The 21,797-nt window shown below is 54.7% G+C and carries 20 protein-coding genes and 1 pseudogene; 10 read left to right on the top strand and 11 right to left on the bottom strand.

Annotated features, from left to right (window positions below; all coding sequences use genetic code 11):
* Nucleotides 1–556: 556 nt before the first annotated feature.
* The 4 genes and pseudogenes from lpxC to FGL10_RS13040 all read right to left on the bottom strand — a co-directional run.
* Nucleotides 557–1,480, bottom strand: coding sequence for a UDP-3-O-acyl-N-acetylglucosamine deacetylase (gene lpxC / locus FGL10_RS09325; RefSeq protein ID WP_004467813.1), 924 nt, complete (start codon nt 1,478–1,480; stop codon nt 557–559).
* A gap of 14 nt (nt 1,481–1,494) precedes the next feature.
* Nucleotides 1,495–1,629, bottom strand: a complete 135-nt coding sequence (locus FGL10_RS12830; RefSeq protein WP_269472463.1) for a hypothetical protein — start codon at nt 1,627–1,629, stop codon at nt 1,495–1,497.
* A 13-nt stretch (nt 1,630–1,642) separates the two neighbouring features.
* Nucleotides 1,643–1,972: an FKBP-type peptidyl-prolyl cis-trans isomerase gene (locus FGL10_RS09320; protein ID WP_003710703.1), complete on the bottom strand. Its 330-nt coding sequence runs from the start codon at nt 1,970–1,972 to the stop codon at nt 1,643–1,645.
* Nucleotides 1,973–2,295: 323 nt separating this feature from the next.
* Nucleotides 2,296–2,370, bottom strand: a pseudogene (locus FGL10_RS13040) (DUF2061 domain-containing protein); the annotation flags it as partial.
* Nucleotides 2,371–2,492: 122 nt separating this feature from the next.
* On the opposite strand from FGL10_RS13040, the gene FGL10_RS09305 reads away from it, so the two are divergent.
* Entirely contained in the window at nt 2,493–3,446 is a 954-nt protein-coding gene (locus tag FGL10_RS09305; protein ID WP_003710709.1) for a D-2-hydroxyacid dehydrogenase, read from the top strand.
* 73 nt (nt 3,447–3,519) lie between these two features.
* On the opposite strand, the gene metG is transcribed toward FGL10_RS09305, so the two are convergent.
* Entirely contained in the window at nt 3,520–5,574 is a 2,055-nt protein-coding gene (metG, locus tag FGL10_RS09300) for a methionine--tRNA ligase (RefSeq protein WP_036470229.1), read from the bottom strand.
* A 115-nt stretch (nt 5,575–5,689) separates the two neighbouring features.
* A complete protein-coding gene (gene glmS, locus FGL10_RS09295; protein WP_003710715.1) occupies nt 5,690–7,528 on the bottom strand; it encodes a glutamine--fructose-6-phosphate transaminase (isomerizing) in 1,839 nt (612 codons plus the stop codon).
* A gap of 280 nt (nt 7,529–7,808) precedes the next feature.
* Here glmS and FGL10_RS09285 point away from each other — a divergent pair, with 280 nt between their 5' ends.
* The gene (locus FGL10_RS09285) at nt 7,809–8,330 is read left to right on the top strand and encodes a hypothetical protein (protein ID WP_036470232.1); all 522 of its coding nucleotides are present in this window, start codon (nt 7,809–7,811) and stop codon (nt 8,328–8,330) included.
* Nucleotides 8,331–8,608: 278 nt separating this feature from the next.
* Here FGL10_RS09285 and mltA read toward each other — a convergent pair whose 3' ends face one another.
* Nucleotides 8,609–9,934, bottom strand: coding sequence for a murein transglycosylase A (mltA, locus tag FGL10_RS09280; protein WP_003710722.1), 1,326 nt, complete (start codon nt 9,932–9,934; stop codon nt 8,609–8,611).
* A 1-nt stretch (nt 9,935) separates the two neighbouring features.
* On the opposite strand from mltA, the gene FGL10_RS12150 reads away from it, so the two are divergent.
* The 4 genes from FGL10_RS12150 to efeB all read left to right on the top strand — a co-directional run bounded on the left by FGL10_RS12150 (nt 9,936) and on the right by efeB (nt 13,557).
* Nucleotides 9,936–10,112, top strand: a complete 177-nt coding sequence (locus FGL10_RS12150; protein ID WP_155270591.1) for a hypothetical protein — start codon at nt 9,936–9,938, stop codon at nt 10,110–10,112.
* 33 nt (nt 10,113–10,145) lie between these two features.
* Nucleotides 10,146–10,985, top strand: a complete 840-nt coding sequence (efeU, locus tag FGL10_RS09275) for an iron uptake transporter permease EfeU (RefSeq protein ID WP_002237410.1) — start codon at nt 10,146–10,148, stop codon at nt 10,983–10,985.
* Complete coding sequence (gene efeO, locus FGL10_RS09270) at nt 10,982–12,148, top strand: iron uptake system protein EfeO (RefSeq protein ID WP_003710726.1); 1,167 nt, start codon at nt 10,982–10,984, stop codon at nt 12,146–12,148. The genes efeU and efeO overlap by 4 nt, the downstream gene beginning before the upstream one ends.
* 143 nt (nt 12,149–12,291) lie before the next feature.
* Nucleotides 12,292–13,557, top strand: a complete 1,266-nt coding sequence (efeB, locus tag FGL10_RS09265) for an iron uptake transporter deferrochelatase/peroxidase subunit (RefSeq protein WP_036470235.1) — start codon at nt 12,292–12,294, stop codon at nt 13,555–13,557.
* A 70-nt stretch (nt 13,558–13,627) separates the two neighbouring features.
* On the opposite strand, the gene FGL10_RS09260 is transcribed toward efeB, so the two are convergent.
* The 3 genes from FGL10_RS09260 to FGL10_RS09250 form a co-directional block, all read right to left on the bottom strand.
* A complete protein-coding gene (locus FGL10_RS09260; protein WP_003710730.1) occupies nt 13,628–13,957 on the bottom strand; it encodes a zinc ribbon domain-containing protein YjdM in 330 nt (109 codons plus the stop codon).
* Between the two features lie 75 nt (nt 13,958–14,032).
* The gene (gene glmU / locus FGL10_RS09255) at nt 14,033–15,403 is read right to left on the bottom strand and encodes a bifunctional UDP-N-acetylglucosamine diphosphorylase/glucosamine-1-phosphate N-acetyltransferase GlmU (protein WP_036470238.1); all 1,371 of its coding nucleotides are present in this window, start codon (nt 15,401–15,403) and stop codon (nt 14,033–14,035) included.
* Nucleotides 15,404–15,457: 54 nt separating this feature from the next.
* Nucleotides 15,458–15,730: a spore cortex protein gene (locus FGL10_RS09250; RefSeq protein WP_036470225.1), complete on the bottom strand. Its 273-nt coding sequence runs from the start codon at nt 15,728–15,730 to the stop codon at nt 15,458–15,460.
* 198 nt (nt 15,731–15,928) lie between these two features.
* On the opposite strand from FGL10_RS09250, the gene FGL10_RS09240 reads away from it, so the two are divergent.
* From FGL10_RS09240 to FGL10_RS09230, 3 genes are all read left to right on the top strand, one after another.
* Nucleotides 15,929–16,930 (top strand): thiamine ABC transporter substrate-binding protein, encoded by a 1,002-nt coding sequence (locus FGL10_RS09240; RefSeq protein ID WP_003710734.1) that lies wholly within the window; start codon nt 15,929–15,931, stop codon nt 16,928–16,930.
* 94 nt (nt 16,931–17,024) lie between these two features.
* Nucleotides 17,025–17,873 (top strand): mechanosensitive ion channel family protein, encoded by an 849-nt coding sequence (locus FGL10_RS09235; RefSeq protein ID WP_003710736.1) that lies wholly within the window; start codon nt 17,025–17,027, stop codon nt 17,871–17,873.
* A gap of 25 nt (nt 17,874–17,898) precedes the next feature.
* Entirely contained in the window at nt 17,899–18,384 is a 486-nt protein-coding gene (locus tag FGL10_RS09230; protein ID WP_003710738.1) for a CinA family protein, read from the top strand.
* A gap of 105 nt (nt 18,385–18,489) precedes the next feature.
* On the opposite strand, the gene msrAB is transcribed toward FGL10_RS09230, so the two are convergent.
* Nucleotides 18,490–20,058, bottom strand: coding sequence for a bifunctional peptide-methionine (S)-S-oxide reductase MsrA/peptide-methionine (R)-S-oxide reductase MsrB (msrAB, locus tag FGL10_RS09225; RefSeq protein WP_003710740.1), 1,569 nt, complete (start codon nt 20,056–20,058; stop codon nt 18,490–18,492).
* Between the two features lie 145 nt (nt 20,059–20,203).
* On the opposite strand from msrAB, the gene ftsY reads away from it, so the two are divergent.
* A complete protein-coding gene (gene ftsY, locus FGL10_RS09220; protein ID WP_036475240.1) occupies nt 20,204–21,712 on the top strand; it encodes a signal recognition particle-docking protein FtsY in 1,509 nt (502 codons plus the stop codon).
* Nucleotides 21,713–21,797: the final 85 nt, after the last annotated feature.

Raw genomic sequence — 21,797 nt, 5'->3', positions numbered from 1 at the left:
GCCGTTTTACTGTGTATAAGTTTATTTAAATTTGAAAATCAAACAGATAAATTCTAAAAAGGGATGTCGGCAAAGCTGTTGCCGCATTGTGCGGATGTGTGGATATTTTTAAAGTACGGTGAGAGTTTGTGGATAAATTCAACATTGTGCAAACCGGTAACCGGAGTTTTTAATGTGCCTCCGTCCGGAATTTTAAAAGCGTTAATCCTGTGCGATGTGCGTGAATAAGGTTTTACATTGCTGTGCATAAACAGTGGAGAACACAAATCGCTCGTAACTATTTTTTTAATATTCAATCGGATATATTTGTTTTGCTTGTGTATAAGTGCCGGATATCCAGGGTGTGGGAATAGTCTTTTGGGATTTGGGTGGGAGTGGGAGTGGTTGGCGGTAAAAAAACAGCCGAAAACCTGTATTTGGGTTTCGGCTGCCGGGGATGGTTTCTGCAAAGGGCTTTGCTTATTGGAAAACTGCCGGAAATGCCGTCTGAAGCGGCCGGGGATTCTGCGCGGGCGTTGTGCGTGTCAGGCGGATAATACGGCGGTTTGCGGAGGGCTTATCCGCATTTTTTGAGGTTCAGCTCGTGAAACGCGGCAGGCAGGTTTTCGTTGTCTGCAAATTCGACCCATTCGTAGGCGGTTTCGTCCGCCAAAACCGCGCGCAAGAGCGCGTTGTTGATGGCGTGTCCCGATTTGTAGCCTTCAAATGCGCCGATGAGCGGATGTCCGACGATATACAAATCGCCGATGGCATCAAGGATTTTGTGGCGCACAAACTCGTCGGGATAGCGCAAACCTTCCGGATTCAGGATATCCGTGTCGTCAATTACGATGGCGTTGTTCAAATTGCCACCCAAGCCGAGATTGTGGGCGCGCATCATTTCCACTTCGTGCATAAAGCCGAAGGTGCGCGCGCGCGCGATTTCGTCGATGTAGGATTTGCCTGCGAAATCAATTTCAAACGTCGGCGAGCTGCGGTTGAAGACCGGATGGTCGAATTCGATGGTCAGGGTAACTTTAAAGCCGTCATACGGCGTAAATCGTACCCATTTGCCCGCTTCTTTGATTTCGACGGGTTTGAGAATTTTTAAAAAACGCTTTTGCGCCTTTTGGTCGACAACGCCCGCATCTTGCAGGAGGTAAATAAACGGCAGGCTGGAGCCGTCCATAATCGGGATTTCGGGCGCGTTCAACTCAATCAGCGCGTTGTCGATGCCGTAGGCGGACAACGCGGACATAATGTGTTCGATCGTGCCGACGCGCACGCCTTTGTCGGTAACGATGGTGGAGGACAGGCGGGTATCGTTGATCAAATAAGGGGTCAGTTTGATTTGTTCGCCCATTTCGCCGTCCAAATCGGTACGGCGGAAGGAAATCCCGCTGTTTTCAGGCGCGGGATGCAGGGTCAGCGCGACCCGTTCGCCGGAATGCAGCCCGACGCCGGTCACGCCGATGGATTTCGCCAAAGTTCTTTGCAGCATAAACCGCTTCCTTATCAATGGGGTAAGTTTTGGAATAATACGATAAAACCGAAAAAACAGGCTATGTTTTTCCATAGTATTTGCCAATACGGATGTTTTCTTGAAAACAAAATGCCGTCTGAAACCGCAATCTGCATTTCAGACGGCATCGGGTGTGCTGTCTTATTCGTACACTTTCAGCAGCTCGACTTCAAATATCAAAGTGGCGTGCGGGGGAATCACACCGCCGGCACCGTGTACGCCGTAAGCCATTTCAGAAGGGATGGTCAGCTTGCGTTTGCCGCCTTCCTTCATTCCGCCGAAGCCTTCGTCCCAACCTTTGATGACTTGTCCGACACCGAGCGTGATGGTCAGCGGCTGGCGGCGGTCGAGACTGGAGTCGAATTTGGTTCCATTTTCCAGCCAGCCGGTGTAGTGGACGGTGATTTCTTTACCTGTTACCGCCTCTTTTCCGAAGCCTTCCTGCAAATCTTCAATAATCAGGCTGCCCATATCTGTCCTTTCGTTGCTTGTTGGTCAAAACGGCAAGGGTAACATACCGTCCGGCGAAGTCAAATGCCGCCAATTGTCAGCCGCACCGGTGCAGCGGGAACAGCAGTTGTTGTTTGACCGTTTTATGTTTTTCGTAACGGTTCCAGGCTTTTTCATGGGAATATAGTGGATTAACAAAAATCAGGACAAGGCGACGAAGCCGCAGACAGTACAAATAGTACGGCAAGGCGAGGCAACGCCGTACTGGTTTTTGTTAATCCACTATAGAAAACGACGGTGTTGATTAGGGGTTCGACCAGCGCGACCGCTCCCGATACGCCTATACTGCCCGTCAGCACATAGGTTACACTGAAGGCGGTGGTGAAATGCAGTGCGGCAAAAGTCAGGGTTTTAAGCATCATCCTCTCCCGGATTGAATATTTACAGAGAGATGATAAGGATTATCATCAGACCGTGCCGGTTTAAATTTGCTATTTGCTGTTAGTGTAAATAAATCAATTTTTTAATAAGGATAGAAATAATGAATCACAAAAAGATAGTCGTTCTGGATGCGGATACTTTACCCGGTTGGGCTTTTCACTTCGATTTTCCGCACGAGCTTGCGGTTTACGGTACGACAGATGCTGCGGAAACGGCAGGACGGGTGCGCGACGCGCATATTATCATCACCAATAAGGTGATGATTTCCGCCGACATTATTGCGGATAATCCTCAGCTTGAGCTGATTGCCGTCAGTGCGACCGGCGTGAACAATGTCGATATCGAGGCGGCGAAGGCGGCCGGCGTTGCGGTATGCAATGTCCGCGCCTACGGAAACGAATCGGTTGCGGAACATGCCTTTATGCTGATGATTGCCCTGATGCGGAATTTGCCCGCCTATCAGCGTGATGTTGCGGCAGGATTATGGGAGAAGTCGCCGTTTTTCTGCCATTACGGCGCGCCGATTCGGGATTTGAACGGTAAAACGCTGGCGGTTTTCGGACGCGGCAATATAGGACGGACGCTGGCAGGATACGCGCAGGCGTTCGGGATGGGGGTGGTGTTTGCCGAACACAAACACGCGCCCGCTGTGCGCGAAGGCTATGTTGCCTTTGAAAATGCGGTACGGACTGCCGATGTGTTGTCGCTGCACTGTCCGCTGAATGCCCAAACTGAAAATATGATAGGCGAAAATGAGTTGCGGCAGATGAAGCCCGGTGCGGTTTTGATTAATTGCGGGCGCGGCGGGCTGGTGGATGAAAACGCGCTGCTTGCCGCACTCAAATACGGGCAGATCGGCGGGGCGGGCGTGGATGTTTTGACGAATGAGCCGCCTAAAAACGGCAATCCTCTGTTGAAGGCACGACTTCCCAATCTGATTGTTACGCCGCATACCGCGTGGGCAAGCCGCGAGGCTTTGGACAGGCTGTTTGATATATTGTTGGCGAACATTCACGCCTTTGTGAAAGGCGAGGCGCAAAACCGGGTGGTTTGAGCTTGTCGGGATGACGAAAAAATGCCGTCTGAACGTCCAAAGGGTTCAGACGGCATTGTTTTGATATTTTTGCTTAACCGACTTTGTCGCCCGGTTGCGCGCCTGTATCCACATCCAAGAGCTTCAGTTTTCCCTCTGCCGTGGCGGCACTCAAAATCATACCTTCGGATACGCCGAATTTTGCCATTTTGCGCGGGGCGAAGTTGGCGACGGCGATGACCATTCTTCCGTTTAACTCGGCAGGGTTGGGATAAGACGCGGCGATGCCGGAGAAGATGATACGTTTTTCAAAACCGAAATCGAGGTCGAATTTCAGGAGTTTGGTGCTGCCTTCGACGGCTTCGCAGTTCAATACTTTGGCGACGCGCATGTCGATTTTCATAAAGTCGTCGAAACTTGCCTGTTCGGCGACTTTTTCGTATTTGCTGTCTTCAACAGGCGCGGGGGTTGTCTGAATACTTTGTTTGTTGGCTTCGATTAAATCGTCCACTTGTTTTTGCTCCACTCGTTGCATTAAATGTTCGTATTTGTTGATGGTGTGTTCGCCCAAGGTTACCCTTGTGTTCGCCCAAGTAATCGCGTCCAGATTGAGGAAACGCGCGGCGTTGGCGGCGGTTTGCGGCAACACGGGGGCGAGGTAGGCGGTCAGTATGGTGAAGGCGTTGATGAGCTCGCTGCATACTTCGTGCAGGCGTTCGTCTTGACCTTCTTGTTTGGCGAGTTCCCACGGTTTGTTGGCATCGACGTATTCGTTCACGGCATCCGCCAAAGCCATAATGTCGCGCAGGGCTTTGGCGTATTCGCGGTTTTCGTAGCATTCGGCGATGGCTTCGCTTTGTGCGGTCAGTTTTGCCAGCAATGCGCTGTCGGAAACGTCTTTGAGTTTTCCTTCAAAGCGTTTGGCGATGAAACCTGAAGCGCGGGCGGCGATGTTGACGTATTTGCCGACGAGGTCGCTGTTGACGCGCGAGATAAAGTCTTGCAGGTTCAAATCGATGTCTTCGATTTTGCTGTTGAGTTTGGCGGCGATGTAGTAGCGCATCCACTCGGGGTTTAGGCCTTGTTCCAGATAGGATTTGGCGGTAATAAACGTGCCGCGCGATTTGGACATTTTTTGTCCGTCGACGGTTAGGAAGCCGTGTGCGTACACGCCGGTCGGGGAGCGGTGGCCGGAGAAATGCAGCATAGCGGGCCAGAACAGGGCGTGGAAATAGAGGATGTCTTTGCCGATGAAGTGGTACATCTCGGTTTGGCTGCCGGCTTTGAAGTATTCGTCGAAATCGATGCCGATGCGGCCGCACAGGTTTTTAAACGATGCCATGTAGCCGACGGGCGCGTCCAGCCAGACGTAGAAGTATTTGCCCGGCGCGTCGGGGATTTCAAAACCGAAATATGGCGCGTCGCGGGAAATGTCCCAGTCGGACAGGGTGGTTTCTTCACCTTCACCCAGCCATTCTTTCATTTTGTTAAGGGCTTCGGCTTGCAGATGGGGCTTGCCGTCGTGCGGGTTGTTGCCGGAAGTCCAAGCTTTGAGGAAGTCGGCGCATTCGCCCAGTTTGAAGAAGAAATGTTCGGATTCGCGCAATTCGGGTTTCACGCCGGAGACGGCGGAATACGGGTTGATCAGTTCGGTCGGGGAGTAGGTCGTGCCGCAGACTTCGCAGTTGTCGCCGTATTGGTCTTGGGCGTGGCATTTGGGGCATTCGCCTTTGACGAAGCGGTCGGGCAGGAACATTTGCTTTTCAGGATCGAAAAGCTGCTCGATGACGCGGCTTTCGATTTTGCCGCCGGCTTTCAACGCGCGGTAAATGTCTTGGGAAAACTGTTTGTTTTCAGGGGAATGGGTGCTGTAATAATTGTCGTAGCCGATGAAAAAGCCGGTGAAGTCGGCGAGGTGCTCTTCGCGCACTTTGGCAATCATGTCTTCGGGCGCAATGCCTTGTTTTTGCGCGGCAAGCATCACGGGCGTGCCGTGGGTGTCGTCGGCGCAGCAGTAGTGGCACTCGTGGCCGCGCAGTTTTTGAAAGCGCACCCAAACGTCGGTTTGGATGTGTTCGACCATGTGGCCGAGGTGGATGCTGCCGTTGGCATAGGGCAGGGCGGAGGTAACTAAGATTTTGCGTGTCATATTGTGCTTTGCAAACAATGGGTAAAGGCGGATTATACCGCAAATCAAACGGGGAAATGCCGTCTGAAGCCTGAAAAATCGGGCTTCAGACGGCATTTTTGCCAACCGGCGGTATTTATTCGACGGTTACGGATTTCGCCAGGTTGCGCGGCTTGTCCACATCCGTGCCGCGCGCGAGGGCGGTGTGGTAGGCGAGGAGCTGCACGGGGACGGTATGCACGACGGGGGATAATTCTCCGACATGGCGCGGTGCGCGGATAACGTGCACGCCTTCGGTGGCATTAAAATTGCTGTCGAGGTCGGCAAAGACGAAAAGTTCGCCGCCGCGCGCGCCGACTTCCTGCATATTGGCTTTGACTTTGTCCAGCAGGCTGTCATTGGGCGCGATGACGACGACGGGCATATTTTCGTCCACCAGGGCAAGCGGCCCGTGCTTCAGTTCGCCGGCAGGATAGGCTTCGGCGTGGATGTAGGTGATTTCCTTCAGCTTCAACGCACCCTCGAGGGCAATCGGGTAATGGATGCCGCGCCCTAAAAACAGCGCGCTGGTTTTCTTGGCAAACTGTTGCGCCCAAGCGGCAATTTGCGGTTCGAGGTTCAAAGCGTGCTGTACGCTGCCGGGAAGCTGGCGGAGTTCTTCGGTATAACGTGCTTCATCTTCGCCGGATACCAAGCCGCGTACCTTCGCCAGTGTTACCGCCAAACCGAACAGTGCAACCAGTTGCGTGGTAAATGCTTTGGTCGAGGCGACGCCGATTTCCGCACCGGCACGGGTATAAAGCACGAGGCTGCTTTCGCGCGGCAGGGCGGATTCCATCACGTTGCAGATGGAGAGGCTGTGGCGGTGTCCCAAGGATTTGGCGTATTTCAAAGCCTCCATCGTGTCCAGCGTTTCGCCGGATTGGGAAATGGTAATGACCAGTTGGTCGGAATCAGCAATCACGCTGCGGTATCGGTATTCGCTGGCGATTTCGACGTCGGCCGGGATTTTGGCGATGGATTCCAACCAATATTTGGCGGTCAGCGCGGCGTAATAGGAAGTGCCGCAGGCAAGGATTTTGACGCTGCGGATGCTTTCAAACACGCTTTTGGCGTTTTTGCCGAAGTTTTCAGGGATGAAGCCGCCGTCGAGGAAAACTTCCGCCGTGTCCGCAATCGCGCGCGGCTGCTCGTGGATTTCCTTTTGCATAAAGTGGCTGTACGGCCCCAGCTCCAAAGAGGCGAGCGAGAGTTCGGATACCTTGACTTTGCGTTCGGCAGGCAGGCCGCTTTTATCGGTCAGCCTTTTGATGCCGTCTGAAGCCAGCAGCGCGATGTCGCCGTCTTCGAGGTACGCCACGCGGCGCGTAAAGGCGATGACGGCGGATACGTCCGAAGCGATAAAGGTTTCATCGTCGCCCAAAGCGACCAAAAGCGGGCAGCCCATACGCGCCACAACTAATTCATCAGGCTTGTCTTGGGCAATAACCGCGATGGCGTATGCGCCGTGGAAACGTTTGACCGCTTTCTGCACGGCTTCAAACAGCCTGCCGCCGTTTTGCGCGTATTCGTGATTGATGCTGTGTGCGATGACTTCGGTATCCGTTTGCGATTCAAAACGGTATCCCAAACCTTCCAAGCGTTTGCGTTCGCTTTCAAAGTTTTCGATGATGCCGTTGTGGACGACCGCAATCATACCGCCGCTGATGTGCGGGTGGGCGTTCGGCTCGGTAACGCCGCCGTGTGTCGCCCAGCGCGTATGCCCGATGCCGATGCTGCCGCTGATGCCTTTTTCGCGTGCTGCGTCCTCCATAAGCTGCACGCGTCCGACGCGGCGCACGCGTTTGATTTTGCCGTCGGTGTTGACGGCAATACCTGATGAATCATAACCCCGGTATTCGAGGCGTTTGAGGCCGTCGGTCAGAAAATCGACGACGTTGTGATGGGCGCGGATGGCGCCGACGATACCGCACATAACTGTTCCTTAGTATCAGGTTGAAAAAAAACAGGCGCGGACGGCTCCCGTGCCGCACCTTCCGCTTCGGATTATAAACCGCCTTCCGCGCCGAAAAACAGCAAAATGCCGTCTGAAGGCTTGGGCTTGCTCAAAAAAGGAGGGATTTCCCCGCCTGACTGGGATGGGCGTTCAGACGGCATTGCCTGCCGCCGGTTTATAGTTTTTGCAAATCAATATTGACAAGCTGAAAAAAAAAAACAATATACTCGCTCGGTCTTAATGTTAACGGAGTATGGAAATGAAACAAATGCTTTTGGCCGTCGGCGTGGCGGCGGTGTTGGCGGGTTGCGGCAAGGATGCCGACGGTTACGAGGGTTATTGGCGCGAAAAGTCGGACAAAAAAGAGGGTATGATTGCCGTAAAAAAAGAAAAAGGCAATTACTTCCTTAATAAAATCAACGTGGTTACAGGTAAGGAAACATCTGTGGTTTTGTCTGAAAAAGACGGCGCGCTTTCGATAAACACGGGGATAGGGGAAATCCCGATCAAACTTTCCGACGACGGGAAAGAGCTGTATGTCGAACGCAGGCAGTATGTCAAAACCGATGCGGCGATGAAGGACAAAATCATCGCCCATCAGAAAAAGTGCGGACAAACGGCACAGGCATATCTCGACGCGCGAAATGCGTTGCCGTCAAACCAGACGTATCAGCAGCATCAGGCGGCGATCGAGCAGTTGAAACGGCGGTTTGAAGCCGAGTTTGACGAATTGGAAAAAGAAATCAAATGCAACGGCAGAAAACTGGCATTGTCGTTTTAGCGTAGGATAACAGGGAGGATGCCGCCGTCCGAATCGGATGTGCGGTTTCCTGACTGGTACGGGCGGGCAGGAATGTCCGCCTTTTTTTTGTTCGGACGCGTTTGAATATCCGTTTGATTCTGTTCGTTTGCAAGGGGGTATTTCCGTTCGGGCGGAAATCAATTCCGTTAAATAAAAAGCATTTTGCCCGGCCGGCTTGTGCCGGCGGCGCATCAAAACTCCGCCTTAATGCGCCCGATTGCCAGGGGATGGGCTTCAGACGGCATTGTTTGGCAGGTTTACGGCCGGTATTCGGGTTTCATGCCGTTGGGCAGAAGCTGCCAGACATAACCCGGTTCTTTCATTTTACCTGCCGTTTTACCCGCTTCGTCGCCGTACCCCCAGAAATAATCCACGCGCACCGCGCCTTTAATCGCGCTGCCGGTATCCTGCGCCATAATCAGGCGGTTGAGGGCTTTGCGGGTAACCGGGTGGGCGGTGGCGACAAATAAGGGTGCGCCCAAGGTAATGTAGTGCCGGTCGACCGCGCCGGCATATTCCCCCATCAGCGGCGTTCCCAGTGCGCCGACGGGGCCGTCATTGCCGCTTCCGGCAAGCTCGCGGAAAAAGATATAGCTGGGGTTTTGCCCCAAAACTTCGGCGAGGCGTTGCGGATTTTGCCGCATATAGGCTTTGATGCCCTGCATCGAAGTCTGTCCGAGTTTGAGGTAGCCTTTGTCCGCCATATAGCGTCCGATGGAAACATAGGGATGTTCGTTTTTGTCGGCATAGCCGATGCGGATGTATTTGCCGGACGGGGTTTTCAGACGGCCCGAGCCTTGGATGTGCATAAAAAAAAGTTCGACAGGGTCTTCGGCGTAACCGAGTATCGGGGCTTTGCCGTCAAGCGCGCCGCCATTGATTTGGTTGCGCGTGTGGTAGGGGAGGAAGCGGCTTCCTTCAAACCTGCCTTTGATTGCCGTTGTGCGCGCGGTGATGGGGAATTGGGAGAGGTCGGCGGTATGCGTGCCTCCGGTATTGTCGATTGTGCCGCTGTTTTTTCCCGTCTGCCTGATGCGGACAAAGGCTTTTCCGCCCCTCAAACCGGCAGGCAGGGGGACGGAGATAAAATCGTCGGGAATGCCGTAAATCGGGAAGCGGGCCTGTGCCGTCTGCCTGTCGTCGCCCTTCAGCACCGGCTCGTAATAGCCGGTAACCGTACCGGCAAGGCTTCCGTTGCCTGCAACCTGCCACGGCGTGAAATAGCGTTCAAAAAACTGTTTTGCCTGAAAGGAATGGACGGGGGTTTGAAAGGCTTGGGCACACACATCCTGCCAGCCTTGGCGGTTTTTCAAATTGGCGCAGCCAAGCCTGAAAGACTGCAGGCTTTTGGCGAAATCCTGCGCCGCCCAGTGGGGCAGGGACAGGTGCGGCACAACGGTATAAACGGCCCCGCCGCCGCCGACCGTCGTTCCGGCGGGGTCGGGGATGCCGGCCGGCCGGTCCGGGCCGTTGATGACGGATGTGTCGGGTTGCGGAAAGGTTTGGATGCTCTTGCTTTGGCAGGCGGCGAGGATGGCGGCGGCGATGCCGCACAGGGCGGCGCGGAACAGGTATTTTTTCATAATGGACAATGTTGCCGGCAGTAATAAGAAAGATGGTTTCGGGCGGCGTTGCGGCAGCCGTGGAGAGGGGATTTTAACACAGGGCGCAGCTGCAGCCTGCGGAACTTTCCGCCGCGCGGTACTGCAGATAAAAAATAACTTGCATTTGTATTTACAAGCAATGAAAATATTCCGATAATATATTATTCATCATCCTTGTTCGTTCGCGTTTATGCTGGTCGCTTTTTTAATTATGTTGCGCGAGGGCATCGAAGCTGCGCTCATCGTCGGCATCGTTGCCGGTTTTTTGAAACAGTCCGGACATTCCAAACTGATGCCCAAGGTTTGGTTCGGGGTCGTCCTTGCTTCTTTGATGTGTTTGGGCATCGGATACGGCATCCATTCTGCAACGGGCGAGATTCCCCAAAAGCAGCAGGAGTTCGTCGTCGGCATTATCGGTTTGGTTGCTGTCGCGATGCTGACTTATATGATTTTATGGATGAAAAAAGCCGCCCGTTCGATGAAGCGGCAGCTTCAGGATTCTGTGCAGGCGGCTTTGAACCGTGGCAGCGGTCAAGGATGGGCTTTGGTTGGTATGGCGTTTCTTGCCGTGGCGCGCGAAGGTTTGGAGAGCGTTTTTTTCCTGCTTGCCGTATTCAAACAGAGCCCGACGTGGCAGATGCCGGCTGGTGCGGTAGCGGGGGTTTTGGCTGCCGCCGTGATTGGCGCGTTGATTTATCAGGGTGGGATGCGCCTGAATCTGGCGAAGTTTTTCCGTTGGACGGGGGCGTTTTTGATTGTCGTTGCCGCCGGTCTGCTTGCCGGTTCGCTGCGCGCGCTGCATGAAGCAGGCATTTGGAACGCGCTTCAGGATATTGTGTTCGACTCATCAAAATATTTGCACGAAGACAGCCCGTTGGGCGTGCTGCTCGGCGGATTTTTCGGCTATACCGACCATCCGACGCAGGGCGAGGCCTTGGTTTGGCTGCTGTACCTTATTCCCGTCATAACTTGGTTTTTGTGCGGCAGCAGGCCGTCTGAAACTTTAACCCGTAAAGAGGAGCTGAAATGAGAAAATTCAATTTGACCGCATTGTCCGTGATGCTTGCCTTAGGTTTGACCGCGTGCCAGCCGCCGGAGGCGGAGAAAGCTGCGTCGGCAGCGTCCGGTGAGGCGCAAACCGCCAACGAGGGCGGTGCGGTCAGTATCGCCGTCAACGACAATGCCTGCGAACCGATGAATCTGACCGTGCCGAGCGGACAGGTTGTGTTCAATATTAAAAACAACAGCGGCCGCAAGCTCGAATGGGAAATCCTGAAAGGCGTGATGGTGGTGGACGAGCGCGAAAACATCGCCCCCGGACTTTCCGATAAAATGACTGTAACCCTGCTGCCGGGCGAATACGAAATGACCTGCGGTCTTTTGACCAATCCGCGCGGCAAGCTGGTGGTTACCGACAGCGGCTTTAAAGACACTGCCAATAAAGCGGATTTGGAAAAACTGTCCCAGCCGCTCGCCGACTATAAAGCCTACGTTCAAGGCGAGGTTAAAGAGCTGGTGGCGAAAACCAAAACCTTTACCGAAGCTGTCAAAGCCGGCGACATTGAAAAGGCCAAATCTCTGTTTGCCGCCACCCGCGTCCATTACGAACGCATCGAACCGATTGCCGAGCTTTTCAGCGAACTCGACCCCGTCATCGATGCGCGTGAGGACGACTTCAAAGACGGCGCGAAAGATGCCGGGTTTACCGGCTTCCACCGTATCGAACACGCCCTTTGGGTAGAAAAAGACGTGTCCGGCGTGAAAGAAATCGCAGCCAAACTGATGACCGATGTCGAAGCCCTGCAAAAAGAAATCGACGCATTGGCATTCCCTCCGGGCAAAGTGGTCGGCGGCGCGTCCGAACTGATTGAAGAAGTGGCGGGCAGTAAAATCAGCGGTGAAGAAGACCGTTACAGTCACACCGATTTGAGCGACTTCCAAGCCAATGTGGACGGATCTAAAAAAATCGTCGATTTGTTCCGTCCGTTGATTGAGGCCAAAAACAAAGCCCTGTTGGAAAAAACCGATACCAACTTCAAACAGGTCAACGAAATTCTGGCGAAATACCGTACTAAAGACGGTTTTGAAACCTACGACAAGCTGAGCGAAGCCGACCGCAAAGCGTTACAAGCCCCTGTTAACGCGCTTGCCGAAGACCTTGCCCAACTTCGCGGCATACTCGGCTTGAAATAAGCCTTGGGCGTTCAGACGGCATTTGGCGGCAGATGCCGTCTGAAATTTTATCTGCAAAACCGGAAGGCATTGGAAAAGGCGGAGGTTTCCGTTTCCTGCGTTCCGCCGTATCGGATACCGAGTTTAAACAAAGGATAAAAAACATGAGTACGAACAACCCGACACAACCGGCCAGGCGCACCCTCTTTAAAACCGCACTCGCAGCCGGAGCAATCGGCGCAATTGGAGGTTATCTCGGCGGTAAAAAACAGGGCAAAACCGCCGAACGCACTGCCGAAAGCCAACACTCGCCCCAAGCTTATCCCTGCTACGGCGAACATCAGGCAGGCATCGTTACGCCGCAACAGGCGTTTTCCATTATGTGCGCCTTCGACGTTACCGCGCAAAGTGCCAAGCAGCTGGAAAATCTGTTCCGCACACTGACTGCCCGCATCGAGTTTCTCACCCAAGGTGGCGAATACCAAGACGGCGACGACAAACTTCCACCAGCCGGCAGCGGCATTTTGGGCAAAGCCTTCAACCCCGACGGGGTGACCGTTACCGTGGGGGTGGGCAGCAGCCTGTTTGACGGCCGGTTCGGACTCAAAGACAAAAAACCGGTTCATTTGCAGGAAATGCGCGACTTCTCCAACGATAAGCTGCAAAAAAGCTGGTGCGACGGCGATTTGAGCCTGCAAATCTGCGCCTTCACCCCCGAAACCTGCCAAGCCGCCCTGCGCGACATCATCAAACACACCGCCCAAACCGCCGTTATCCGCTGGAGTATCGACGGATGGCAGCCCAAATCCGAACCCGGCGCGATGGCGGCGCGCAACCTGTTGGGCTTCCGCGACGGCACGGGCAACCCCAAAGTTTCCGACCCCAAAATCGCCGACGAGGTTTTGTGGACGGGTGTGGCCGCCAACAGCCTCGACGAACCGGAGTGGGCGAAAAACGGCAGCTATCAGGCAGTCCGCCTTATCCGCCACTTTGTCGAGTTTTGGGACAGGACGCCGCTTCAAGAGCAAACCGACATTTTCGGGCGGCGCAAATACAGCGGCGCGCCGATGGACGGCAAAAAAGAAGCCGACCAACCGGATTTTGCCAAAGACCCCGAGGGCAATACCACGCCCAAAGACAGCCATATGCGGCTTGCCAACCCGCGCGATCCTGAATTCCTCAAAAAACACCGCCTCTTCCGCCGCGCCTACAGCTATTCGCGCGGACTCGCCTCAAGCGGACAGCTTGATGTCGGGCTGGTGTTCGTCTGCTATCAGGCAAACCTTGCCGACGGATTCATCTTCGTGCAAAACCTCCTTAACGGCGAACCGCTGGAAGAATACATCAGCCCCTTCGGCGGCGGCTATTTCTTCGTGCTGCCCGGCGTGGGAAAAGGCGGCTTCTTGGGACAAGGGCTGCTGGGCGTATAAATCCGCCATATAAAAAACGCCGTCCGAACCTTGCCAAACGGGTTCGGACGGCGTTTCTTGTTTTGGACGGTCAGGCTTTTTTGACGAATTCGGATTTTAAATTCATCGCGCTGCCGTCGATTTTACAGCCGATGTTGTGATCGCCTTCCTGCAGGCGTATGCCTTTGACTTTTGTACCTTGTTTGATTGTCATCGAGCTGCCTTTTACCTTGAGGTCTTTGATGAGGATGACGGTATCGCCGTTTTGCAGTGCCGCGCCGTTGGCATCGCGCGCTTGAGCCGCAAGGTCGGCGGCGGATTCGGTTTCATTCCATTCGTGGGCGCATTCGGGGCAGATGTATTGTCCGCCGTCTTCGTAGGTGTACTCGGAGGCGCATTGCGGGCAAGGGGGTAATGACATAGTTTGCCGTCCTTATCGGATGTTCGTTTTTGGGATGCCGTCTGAAGCCTGAAACCGGCTTCAGACGGCATAGTTTTATCGCTTGTCTTTTTCCGGCCTCACCCAGCCTTCGATGACGGTTTGGCGGGCGCGGGCGAGGGCGAGTTTGTTGTCTTCGACGTTTTTGGTAATCGAGCTGCCTGCGCCGGTGGTTACTTTGTTGCCCAGTGTTACAGGGGCAACCAGTACGCAGTTTGAACCGATGCGCACTTCGTCGCCGATGACGGTTTTGTGTTTGTTCACACCGTCGTAGTTGGCAATAATCGTACCTGCGCCGAAGTTGGTTTTGCTGCCGACTTCGGCATCGCCTATGTAGGTGAGGTGGTTGGCTTTGGTGCCTTTGCCGATGGCGGCGTTTTTGATTTCGACGAAGTTGCCGACGTGTACGTCGTCTGAAAGGCGGGCTTGCGGACGCAGGCGGGCGTACGGGCCGATTCGGTTGTTTTCGCCGACTTCGCAGTCTTCGAGGTGGGAGAAGGGGGCGATTTTGCTGTTGGCACCGATTTTGGCGTTTTTGATGACACAGTTAGCACCGATTTCAACGTTGTCGCCGAGTTCGACTTCGCCTTCAAAGATACAGTTCACATCAATCACGACATCTTGCCCGTGTTTCAGACGGCCTCGTAAATCGAAACGTGCCGGGTCGCGCAGGGTAACGCCTGCTTTGAGCAATTCTTGAGCCTGTTCGGTTTGGAAGATGCGTTCGAGTTCGGCGAGCTGGAGTTTGTTGTTCACGCCGGCGGCGAGGTAGGAGGCGTGCACTTGGACGGGATGAACTTTAATACCGTCGGCAACGGCTTTGGCGATGAGGTCGGTCAGATAGTATTCGCCTTGGGCATTGTTGCTGGAGAGGCTGTTCAGCCAGTTTTCCAGTTTGGCGTTGGGCAGGACGAGAATGCCTGTGTTGATTTCTTTCACGGCTTTTTGGGCGGTACTTGCGTCTTTTTCTTCGACAATGGCGGTTACGCTGCCGTTGCCGTCGCGGATGATGCGCCCCAAACCTGACGGGTCGTTGGGAACGTCGGTCAATAGCCCGACGTCGCCGCCGGCGGCTTCGAGCAGGGTTTCGAGGGTTTCAACGTCAATCAGGGGAACGTCGCCGTACAACACCAGCGTGCGGCCTTCGGCGGCAAGGTGGGGCAGGGCGGTTTTGACGGCGTGGCCGGTGCCGAGCTGTTCGGTTTGTTCGACCCAGACGACATCGCATTTGACGGTGTCCAAAACTTGCTCTTTGCCGTGGCCGACGACGACGCAGATGTTTTGCGGATTCAGCGCGGCGGCGGTGCCGATCACGCGCCCGAGCATTGTTTCGCCGCCGATTTCGTGTAAAACCTTGGGCTTTTGCGAATACATGCGCGTGCCTTTGCCGGCGGCGAGGATGACGATGTTTAAAGTATTGTGCGGCATAGCGTTTTCCTGTGCGATGCCGTCTGAAGCGGCTTCAGACGGCATCGGGTCGGTTTATCGGTTTTGAAACTTTGGTTTTTGCCAGTGTTGGCGATGCTCTTCGTCGGCGTTGTTGCCGGTTTGGTCGGGCAACACGGCGCGGCGTTCGGGGCGGTATTGGTTGTAGTTCATATTTTTCGAATAGCTGCCGTCTTGGTAATAAACGGGCGTGCCGGCGGGATATTTTTGACGGACGGCGGTTTTGCCGCTGCCGTCTTGATAAGTTTCCCACGCGCAGCCCGACAAAAGGGCGGCGGCAGTCATCAGGACAAGGAAGGTTTTACGCATAACATTCTTTCGTATTTTCGGGGTTTGTGCGGGTATTGTAATGATTTTGGCAGCGTTCTGACAAAGTTTCTGCATACCGCGCCGGCATTGTGCGGCGTGTTGTTGATGTTAAATGGCCGCAAGGTCGGATTTTCTTGCGTTTCAAACCGTGAAAATTTGTTATGATGTTATTTTACAGCGAATAAAGGAGGACTCGGAATGAAACGGAAGATTTGGCTGCTGCCGCTGCTGGCGGTTTCGGCATACCTGCAGGCGCAGACGGAAGTCAGGCTGGCGGTGCATAAGTCGTTCAGCCTGCCCAAAGGGCTGATTGCGCGCTTCGAGCGGGCAAACGATGCGAAGGTGTCGATTATTCAGGCGGGTGGCGCGAACGAAATGCTCAACAAACTGATTTTGAGCCGCGCCAACCCGATTGCCGACGCGGTGTACGGTTTGGACAACGCCAATATCGGCAAGGCGCGGGAAATGGGTATTTTGGCGGCGGCGCAACCGGGGTCTGCCCCCGTCGCGGTCGGGCTGCCTTCGGCTTTGGCGGTCGATTACGGCTATGTGGCCATCAATTACGACAAAAAATGGTTTGAAGGCAAAAAGCTGCCCCTGCCGCAAACCCTGCAGGATTTGACCCGCCCCGAATATAAAAACCTATTGGTCGTGCCGTCCCCCGCCACGTCGTCCCCGGGGCTGGGCTTCCTGATGGCGAACATCAGCGGGATGGGCGAAGAAGGCGCGTTCAAATGGTGGGCACAGATGCGGCAGAACGGCGTGAAGGTCGCCAAAGGCTGGAGCGAGGCATATTACACCGACTTTTCGCACAACGGCGGCGCGTATCCGCTGGTGGTCGGTTATGCCGCCAGCCCGGCGGCGGAAGTGTATTTTTCCAAAGGCAAATACAGCGAGCCGCCGACGGGCAACCTGTTTTTAAAAGGCGGCGTATTCCGCCAGGTCGAAGGCGCGGCGGTCTTGAAGGGCGCGAAACAGCCGGAATTGGCGGCAAAACTGGTGCAATGGCTGCAAAGTCGGGAAGTGCAGCAGGCGGTTCCGTCCGAAATGTGGGTTTACCCCGCCGTCAAAAACACGCGCCTGCCCGACGTGTTCCGCTTCGCCCAAGCCCCGACGCACACCACCGCCCCCGCGCAGCGCGATATTGATGCGAACCAGCGCGGATGGGTTTCCCGTTGGATCAGGACGGTTTTGAAATAAAACAAACATACCGCCCCGCAGGGCTTCAGACGGCATTTTTACACCTGTGCCGATTACGCCGCACGGGGCGGATGTTCTATCGAGAGGAAAAACAATGGACTTCAAACAATTTGATTTTTTACACCTGATCAGTGCTTCCGGCTGGGAGCATCTGGCTGAAAAGGCGTGGGCGTTCGGGCTGAACCTCGCCGCCGCGCTGCTTATTTTCTTGGTTGGGAAATGGGCGGCGAAACGCATTGTCGCCGTGATGAGGGCGGCGATGACGCGCGCCAAGGTCGATGCCACGCTGATCAGCTTCCTCGGCAACGTCGCCAATATCGGGCTGCTGATTTTGGTGATTATTGCCGCATTGGGCCGGTTGGGCGTTTCCACAACATCCGTAACCGCCTTAATCGGCGGCGCGGGTTTGGCGGTGGCGTTGTCTCTGAAAGACCAGCTGTCCAATTTTGCCGCAGGCGCGCTGATTATCCTGTTCCGCCCGTTCAAAGTCGGCGATTTTATCCGCGTCGGCGGTTTTGAAGGACATGTCCGGGAAATCAAGATGGTGCAGACTTCTTTGCGGACGACCGACAACGAAGAAGTCGTGCTGCCCAACAGCGTGGTGATGGGCAACAGCATCGTCAACCGTTCCGTCCTGCCGCTTTGCCGCGCCCAAGTGGTTGTCGGCGTCGATTACGACTGCGATTTGAAAGTGGCGAAAGAGGCGGTGTTGAAAGCCGCCACCGAGCACCCCTTGTGCGTTCAAAACGAAGAGCGGCAGGCCGCCGCCTACATCACCGCCTTGGGCGACAATGCCATCGAAATCACATTATGGGCTTGGGCAAACGAAGCAGACCGCTGGACGCTGCAATGCGATTTGAACGAACAAGTGGTCGAAAACCTCCGCAAAGTCAATATCAACATCCCGTTCCCGCAACGCGACATACACATCATCAATTCTTAAACGCCGTCTGAAAGGGGAGTGGGAAATGGACGCATTGCACACCATCGCCCGAAACCTGACGAAAAAACGTCAAACCGTAAGCTGTGCCGAATCCTGTACGGGCGGAATGCTTGCCGCCGCATTCACAAGCGTTGCAGGCAGTTCGCAATGGTTTGAACAAAGTTTCGTGACATACAGCAACAAAGCCAAAGAAGACCGCTTGGGCGTGTTGCCCGAAACCCTGCTCGAACACGGCGCGGTCAGCCGCCAAACCGTCTATGAGATGGCGCGCGGCGCGAAAGCCGTGGCGCAGGCGGATTACGCCGTCGGTATTTCCGGCATCGCCGGCCCGGGCGGCGGCAGCGAAAGCAAACCCGTCGGCACGGTTTGGTTCGGGTTTGCCTTTCCAGGCGGAAGTTGCGAAGCAATGCGCCGTTTTGACGGCAACCGCGAATCCGTCCGCGCGCAGGCGGTCGCCTTCGCGTTGGAACGGTTGGCGGGGCTGGTTGAAAACGGCGGCGATGCCGTCTGAACAAAATCTCCGTCTGGACAAAATTCCCGCCGGATAAAAAATGCCGTCTGAAACGTTTCGGATTTCAGACGGCATTTTGTCATACGCGATAACGGATTAGGTGGCTTATTTCACTTTACCCTTCAACGCGCCGTAGCCTGCCGCGTCCATTTGTTCCAGCGGGATGAATTTCAAGCTCGCGCCGTTGATGCAGTAGCGCAGTCCGCCTTTGTCGCGCGGGCCGTCGGGGAAGACGTGTCCCAAGTGCGAATCGGCGGCGTGGCTGCGCACTTCGGTGCGGCGCATATTGAAGCTGAAATCATCGTGTTCGGTAACGGATTTTGCATCAATCGGGCGCGTGAAGCTCGGCCAGCCGCAGCCGGAATCGTATTTGTCGGCAGAGCTGAACAAAGGTTCGCCGCTGACAACGTCCACATAAATGCCGGGTTTGAACAGGTGGTCGTATTCGTGGCTGAAGGCGTATTCGGTCGCGCTTTTTTGGGTCACTTGGTATTGCTCTTCGGTCAGGGTGCGTTTGAGTTCGGCATCGCTCGGTTTTTTATACGTCGCCGCGTCGAAGCCTTTGCCTTGCGGGGCGGTTTTGGTTTTGCCCGGCAGCGGTTCGTCGGCTTTGCGGATATCGATGTGGCAGTAGCCGTTGGGGTTTTTAATCAGGTAGTCCTGATGGTATTCCTCGGCATCGTAAAAGTTTTTCAGCGGCTCGTTTTCGACGACGAGGGGAAGTTTGTATTTTTGCTGCTCGCGTTTGAGCGCGGCGGCGATAACGGCTTTTTCGGCAGGGTCGGTGTAGTACACGCCGCTGCGGTATTGCGTGCCGGTGTCGTTGCCCTGTTTGTTGAGGCTGGTCGGATCGACGACGCGGAAATAATATTGCAGGATGTCGTCGAGGCTGAGTTTGTCGGCATCGTAAGTCACTTTGACGGTTTCGGCGTGGCCCGTATGGCGGTAGGACACGTCTTCATAGCTCGGATTTTTCGTGTTGCCGTTGGCGTAGCCGGATACCGCGTCAACCACGCCGTCTATGCGTTGGAAATAGGCTTCCAAGCCCCAGAAGCAGCCGCCGGCGAGGTAGATGGTGCGCGTGTTCATGATTTTTGAATCCTTTTTCTGTGTGTCGGGTTTGTAGAACGAATGTTTCAAACTGCCCAAATCGGCATTCGGGTCGCGGATTAACGCCAATGCCTGCGCTTCGTTGATGCTGCCTTTGACGATGCGCTGTACGTCGCCGTCTTTACCGATTAACGCCCACGAGGGGTAAACGCTGATGTTCAGGCTTTGGGCAATCGTGCCGCCGTTGTCGGTAACGACGGGCAGCTTGGGATAGTTCAAACCGGCATACCATTTTTGGAAGTCGCCGTCTTTTTTCTCGTGCAGAAAGCCGGGGGAGGCGACGGTAATCAGGTTGGCGGAGCCGAATTTTGCATCTTGCGCCCATTTTTCGGTCTGTCCCAATTCGGACAGACACAAAGGACACCAGCTCGCCCAGAATTTAATCAGCGTCGGTTTGTCTTTTTTCAAATAAACATCGGCGGGGCGGTTGTCCGCGGTTTTCAAAGTGGACAAAGTATGCGGCACGGTCGCGGCTTCGGCATCGGCGATTTTGGGCGAACACGCGCCCAGCGCAAACAGACAGCCGAACTTGGCGCAAAGGGAAAAGAAAGTACGGTGTTTCATTTTGATGTTTCCTGTGTGGACGGTTTGTATGGTTAGACGTTTGAGATGCCGAAACCTTACAGCCCGGATTTTCGGACAACCCTGCCGCGCAAAATACGCTACAATACGGTCTATTTCAAGTTTCTAAAATTAAAAGGAAAATTCAATGTTCAGCTTCTTCCGTCGCAAGAAAAAACAGGAAACTCCGGCTCCTGAGGAGGCTCAAATTCAGGAAACCGCAGTAAAAGCGGAATCTGAAGTTGCTCAAATAGTTGAAAATATTAAAGAAGATGCTGAATCTTTAACGGAAAGCGTCAAAGGGCGGGTCGAATCTGCCGTTGAAACTGTCAGCGGTGCGGTTGAACAGGTAAAGGAAACCGTTGCCGAGATGCCGTCTGAAGCGGCGGAAGCGGCTGAAAAAGCAGCGGAATATGTTGAATCCGCAAAAGAAGCCGTTGCCGAAACCGTCAGCGGTGCGGTTGAACAAGTAAAGGAAGCTGTTGCCGCGATGCCGTCTGAAGCGGTTGAAAAAGCGGCGGAATGCGTTGAGTCCGCAAAAGAAGCAGTCGTTGAAACCGTCAGCAAGGCTGTTGAGCAGGTTCAAGAAACCGTTGCCGCGATGCCGTCTGAAGCAGGGGAAGCGGCTGAAAAAGCAGCGGAACAAGTCGAAGCGGTGAAAGAAACTGTTGCCGAAACCGTCAGCGAGGCTGTCGAGCAAGTTCAAGAAGCCGTTGCGGAAGCCGTTGCAACAACTGAAGAACACAAGCTCAGTTGGGCGGCGCGTTTGAAACAAGGTTTGACCAAATCGCGCGACAAAATGGCGAAATCGCTGGCGGGCGTGTTCGGCGGCGGACAAATCGACGAAGATTTATACGAAGAGCTGGAAACCGTGCTGATTACCGGCGATATGGGCATGGAAGCCACCGAATACCTGATGAAAGACGTGCGCGACCGCGTCAGTCTCAAAGGGCTGAAAGACGGCAACGAATTGCGCGGCGCGTTGAAAGAAGCCTTGTACGACCTGATTAAGCCTTTGGAAAAACCGCTGGTCTTGCCCGAAACCAAAGAGCCTTTCGTGATTATGCTTGCCGGTATCAACGGCGCGGGCAAAACCACGTCTATTGGCAAACTCGCCAAATATTTCCAAGCGCAGGGCAAATCTGTGCTGCTTGCCGCCGGCGACACCTTCCGCGCCGCCGCGCGTGAGCAGCTTCAAGCTTGGGGCGAACGCAACAACGTAACCGTGATTTCGCAAACCACGGGCGATTCCGCAGCCGTCTGCTTCGATGCCGTCCAAGCCGCCAAAGCGCGCGGCATCGACATCGTGCTGGCCGACACCGCCGGCCGCCTGCCCACGCAGCTTCATTTGATGGAAGAAATCAAAAAAGTGAAGCGCGTGCTGCAAAAAGCTATGCCCGACGCGCCGCACGAAATCATCGTCGTCCTCGATGCCAACATCGGGCAAAACGCCGTCAACCAAGTTAAAGCCTTTGACGACGCATTGGGGCTGACCGGCTTAATCGTAACCAAACTCGACGGCACGGCAAAAGGCGGCATCCTCGCCGCGCTCGCCTCCGACCGTCCTATCCCCGTCCGCTACATCGGCGTGGGCGAAGGCATAGACGATTTGCGCCCGTTTGACGCGCGCGCGTTTATTGACGCGCTGCTGGATTGAGCCGAAATGCCGTCTGAAAACGGCGGATTGGTGTTTTCGGGAGAGGGTAGGTTGTAGCAACTGTATTTTCACTCCGTCGGGTGGG

It is taken from the genome of Neisseria lactamica (genome assembly GCF_901482445.1).
GTDB lineage: Bacteria > Pseudomonadota > Gammaproteobacteria > Burkholderiales > Neisseriaceae > Neisseria > Neisseria lactamica.
This window is presented reverse-complemented; position numbering and strand designations above follow the sequence as displayed.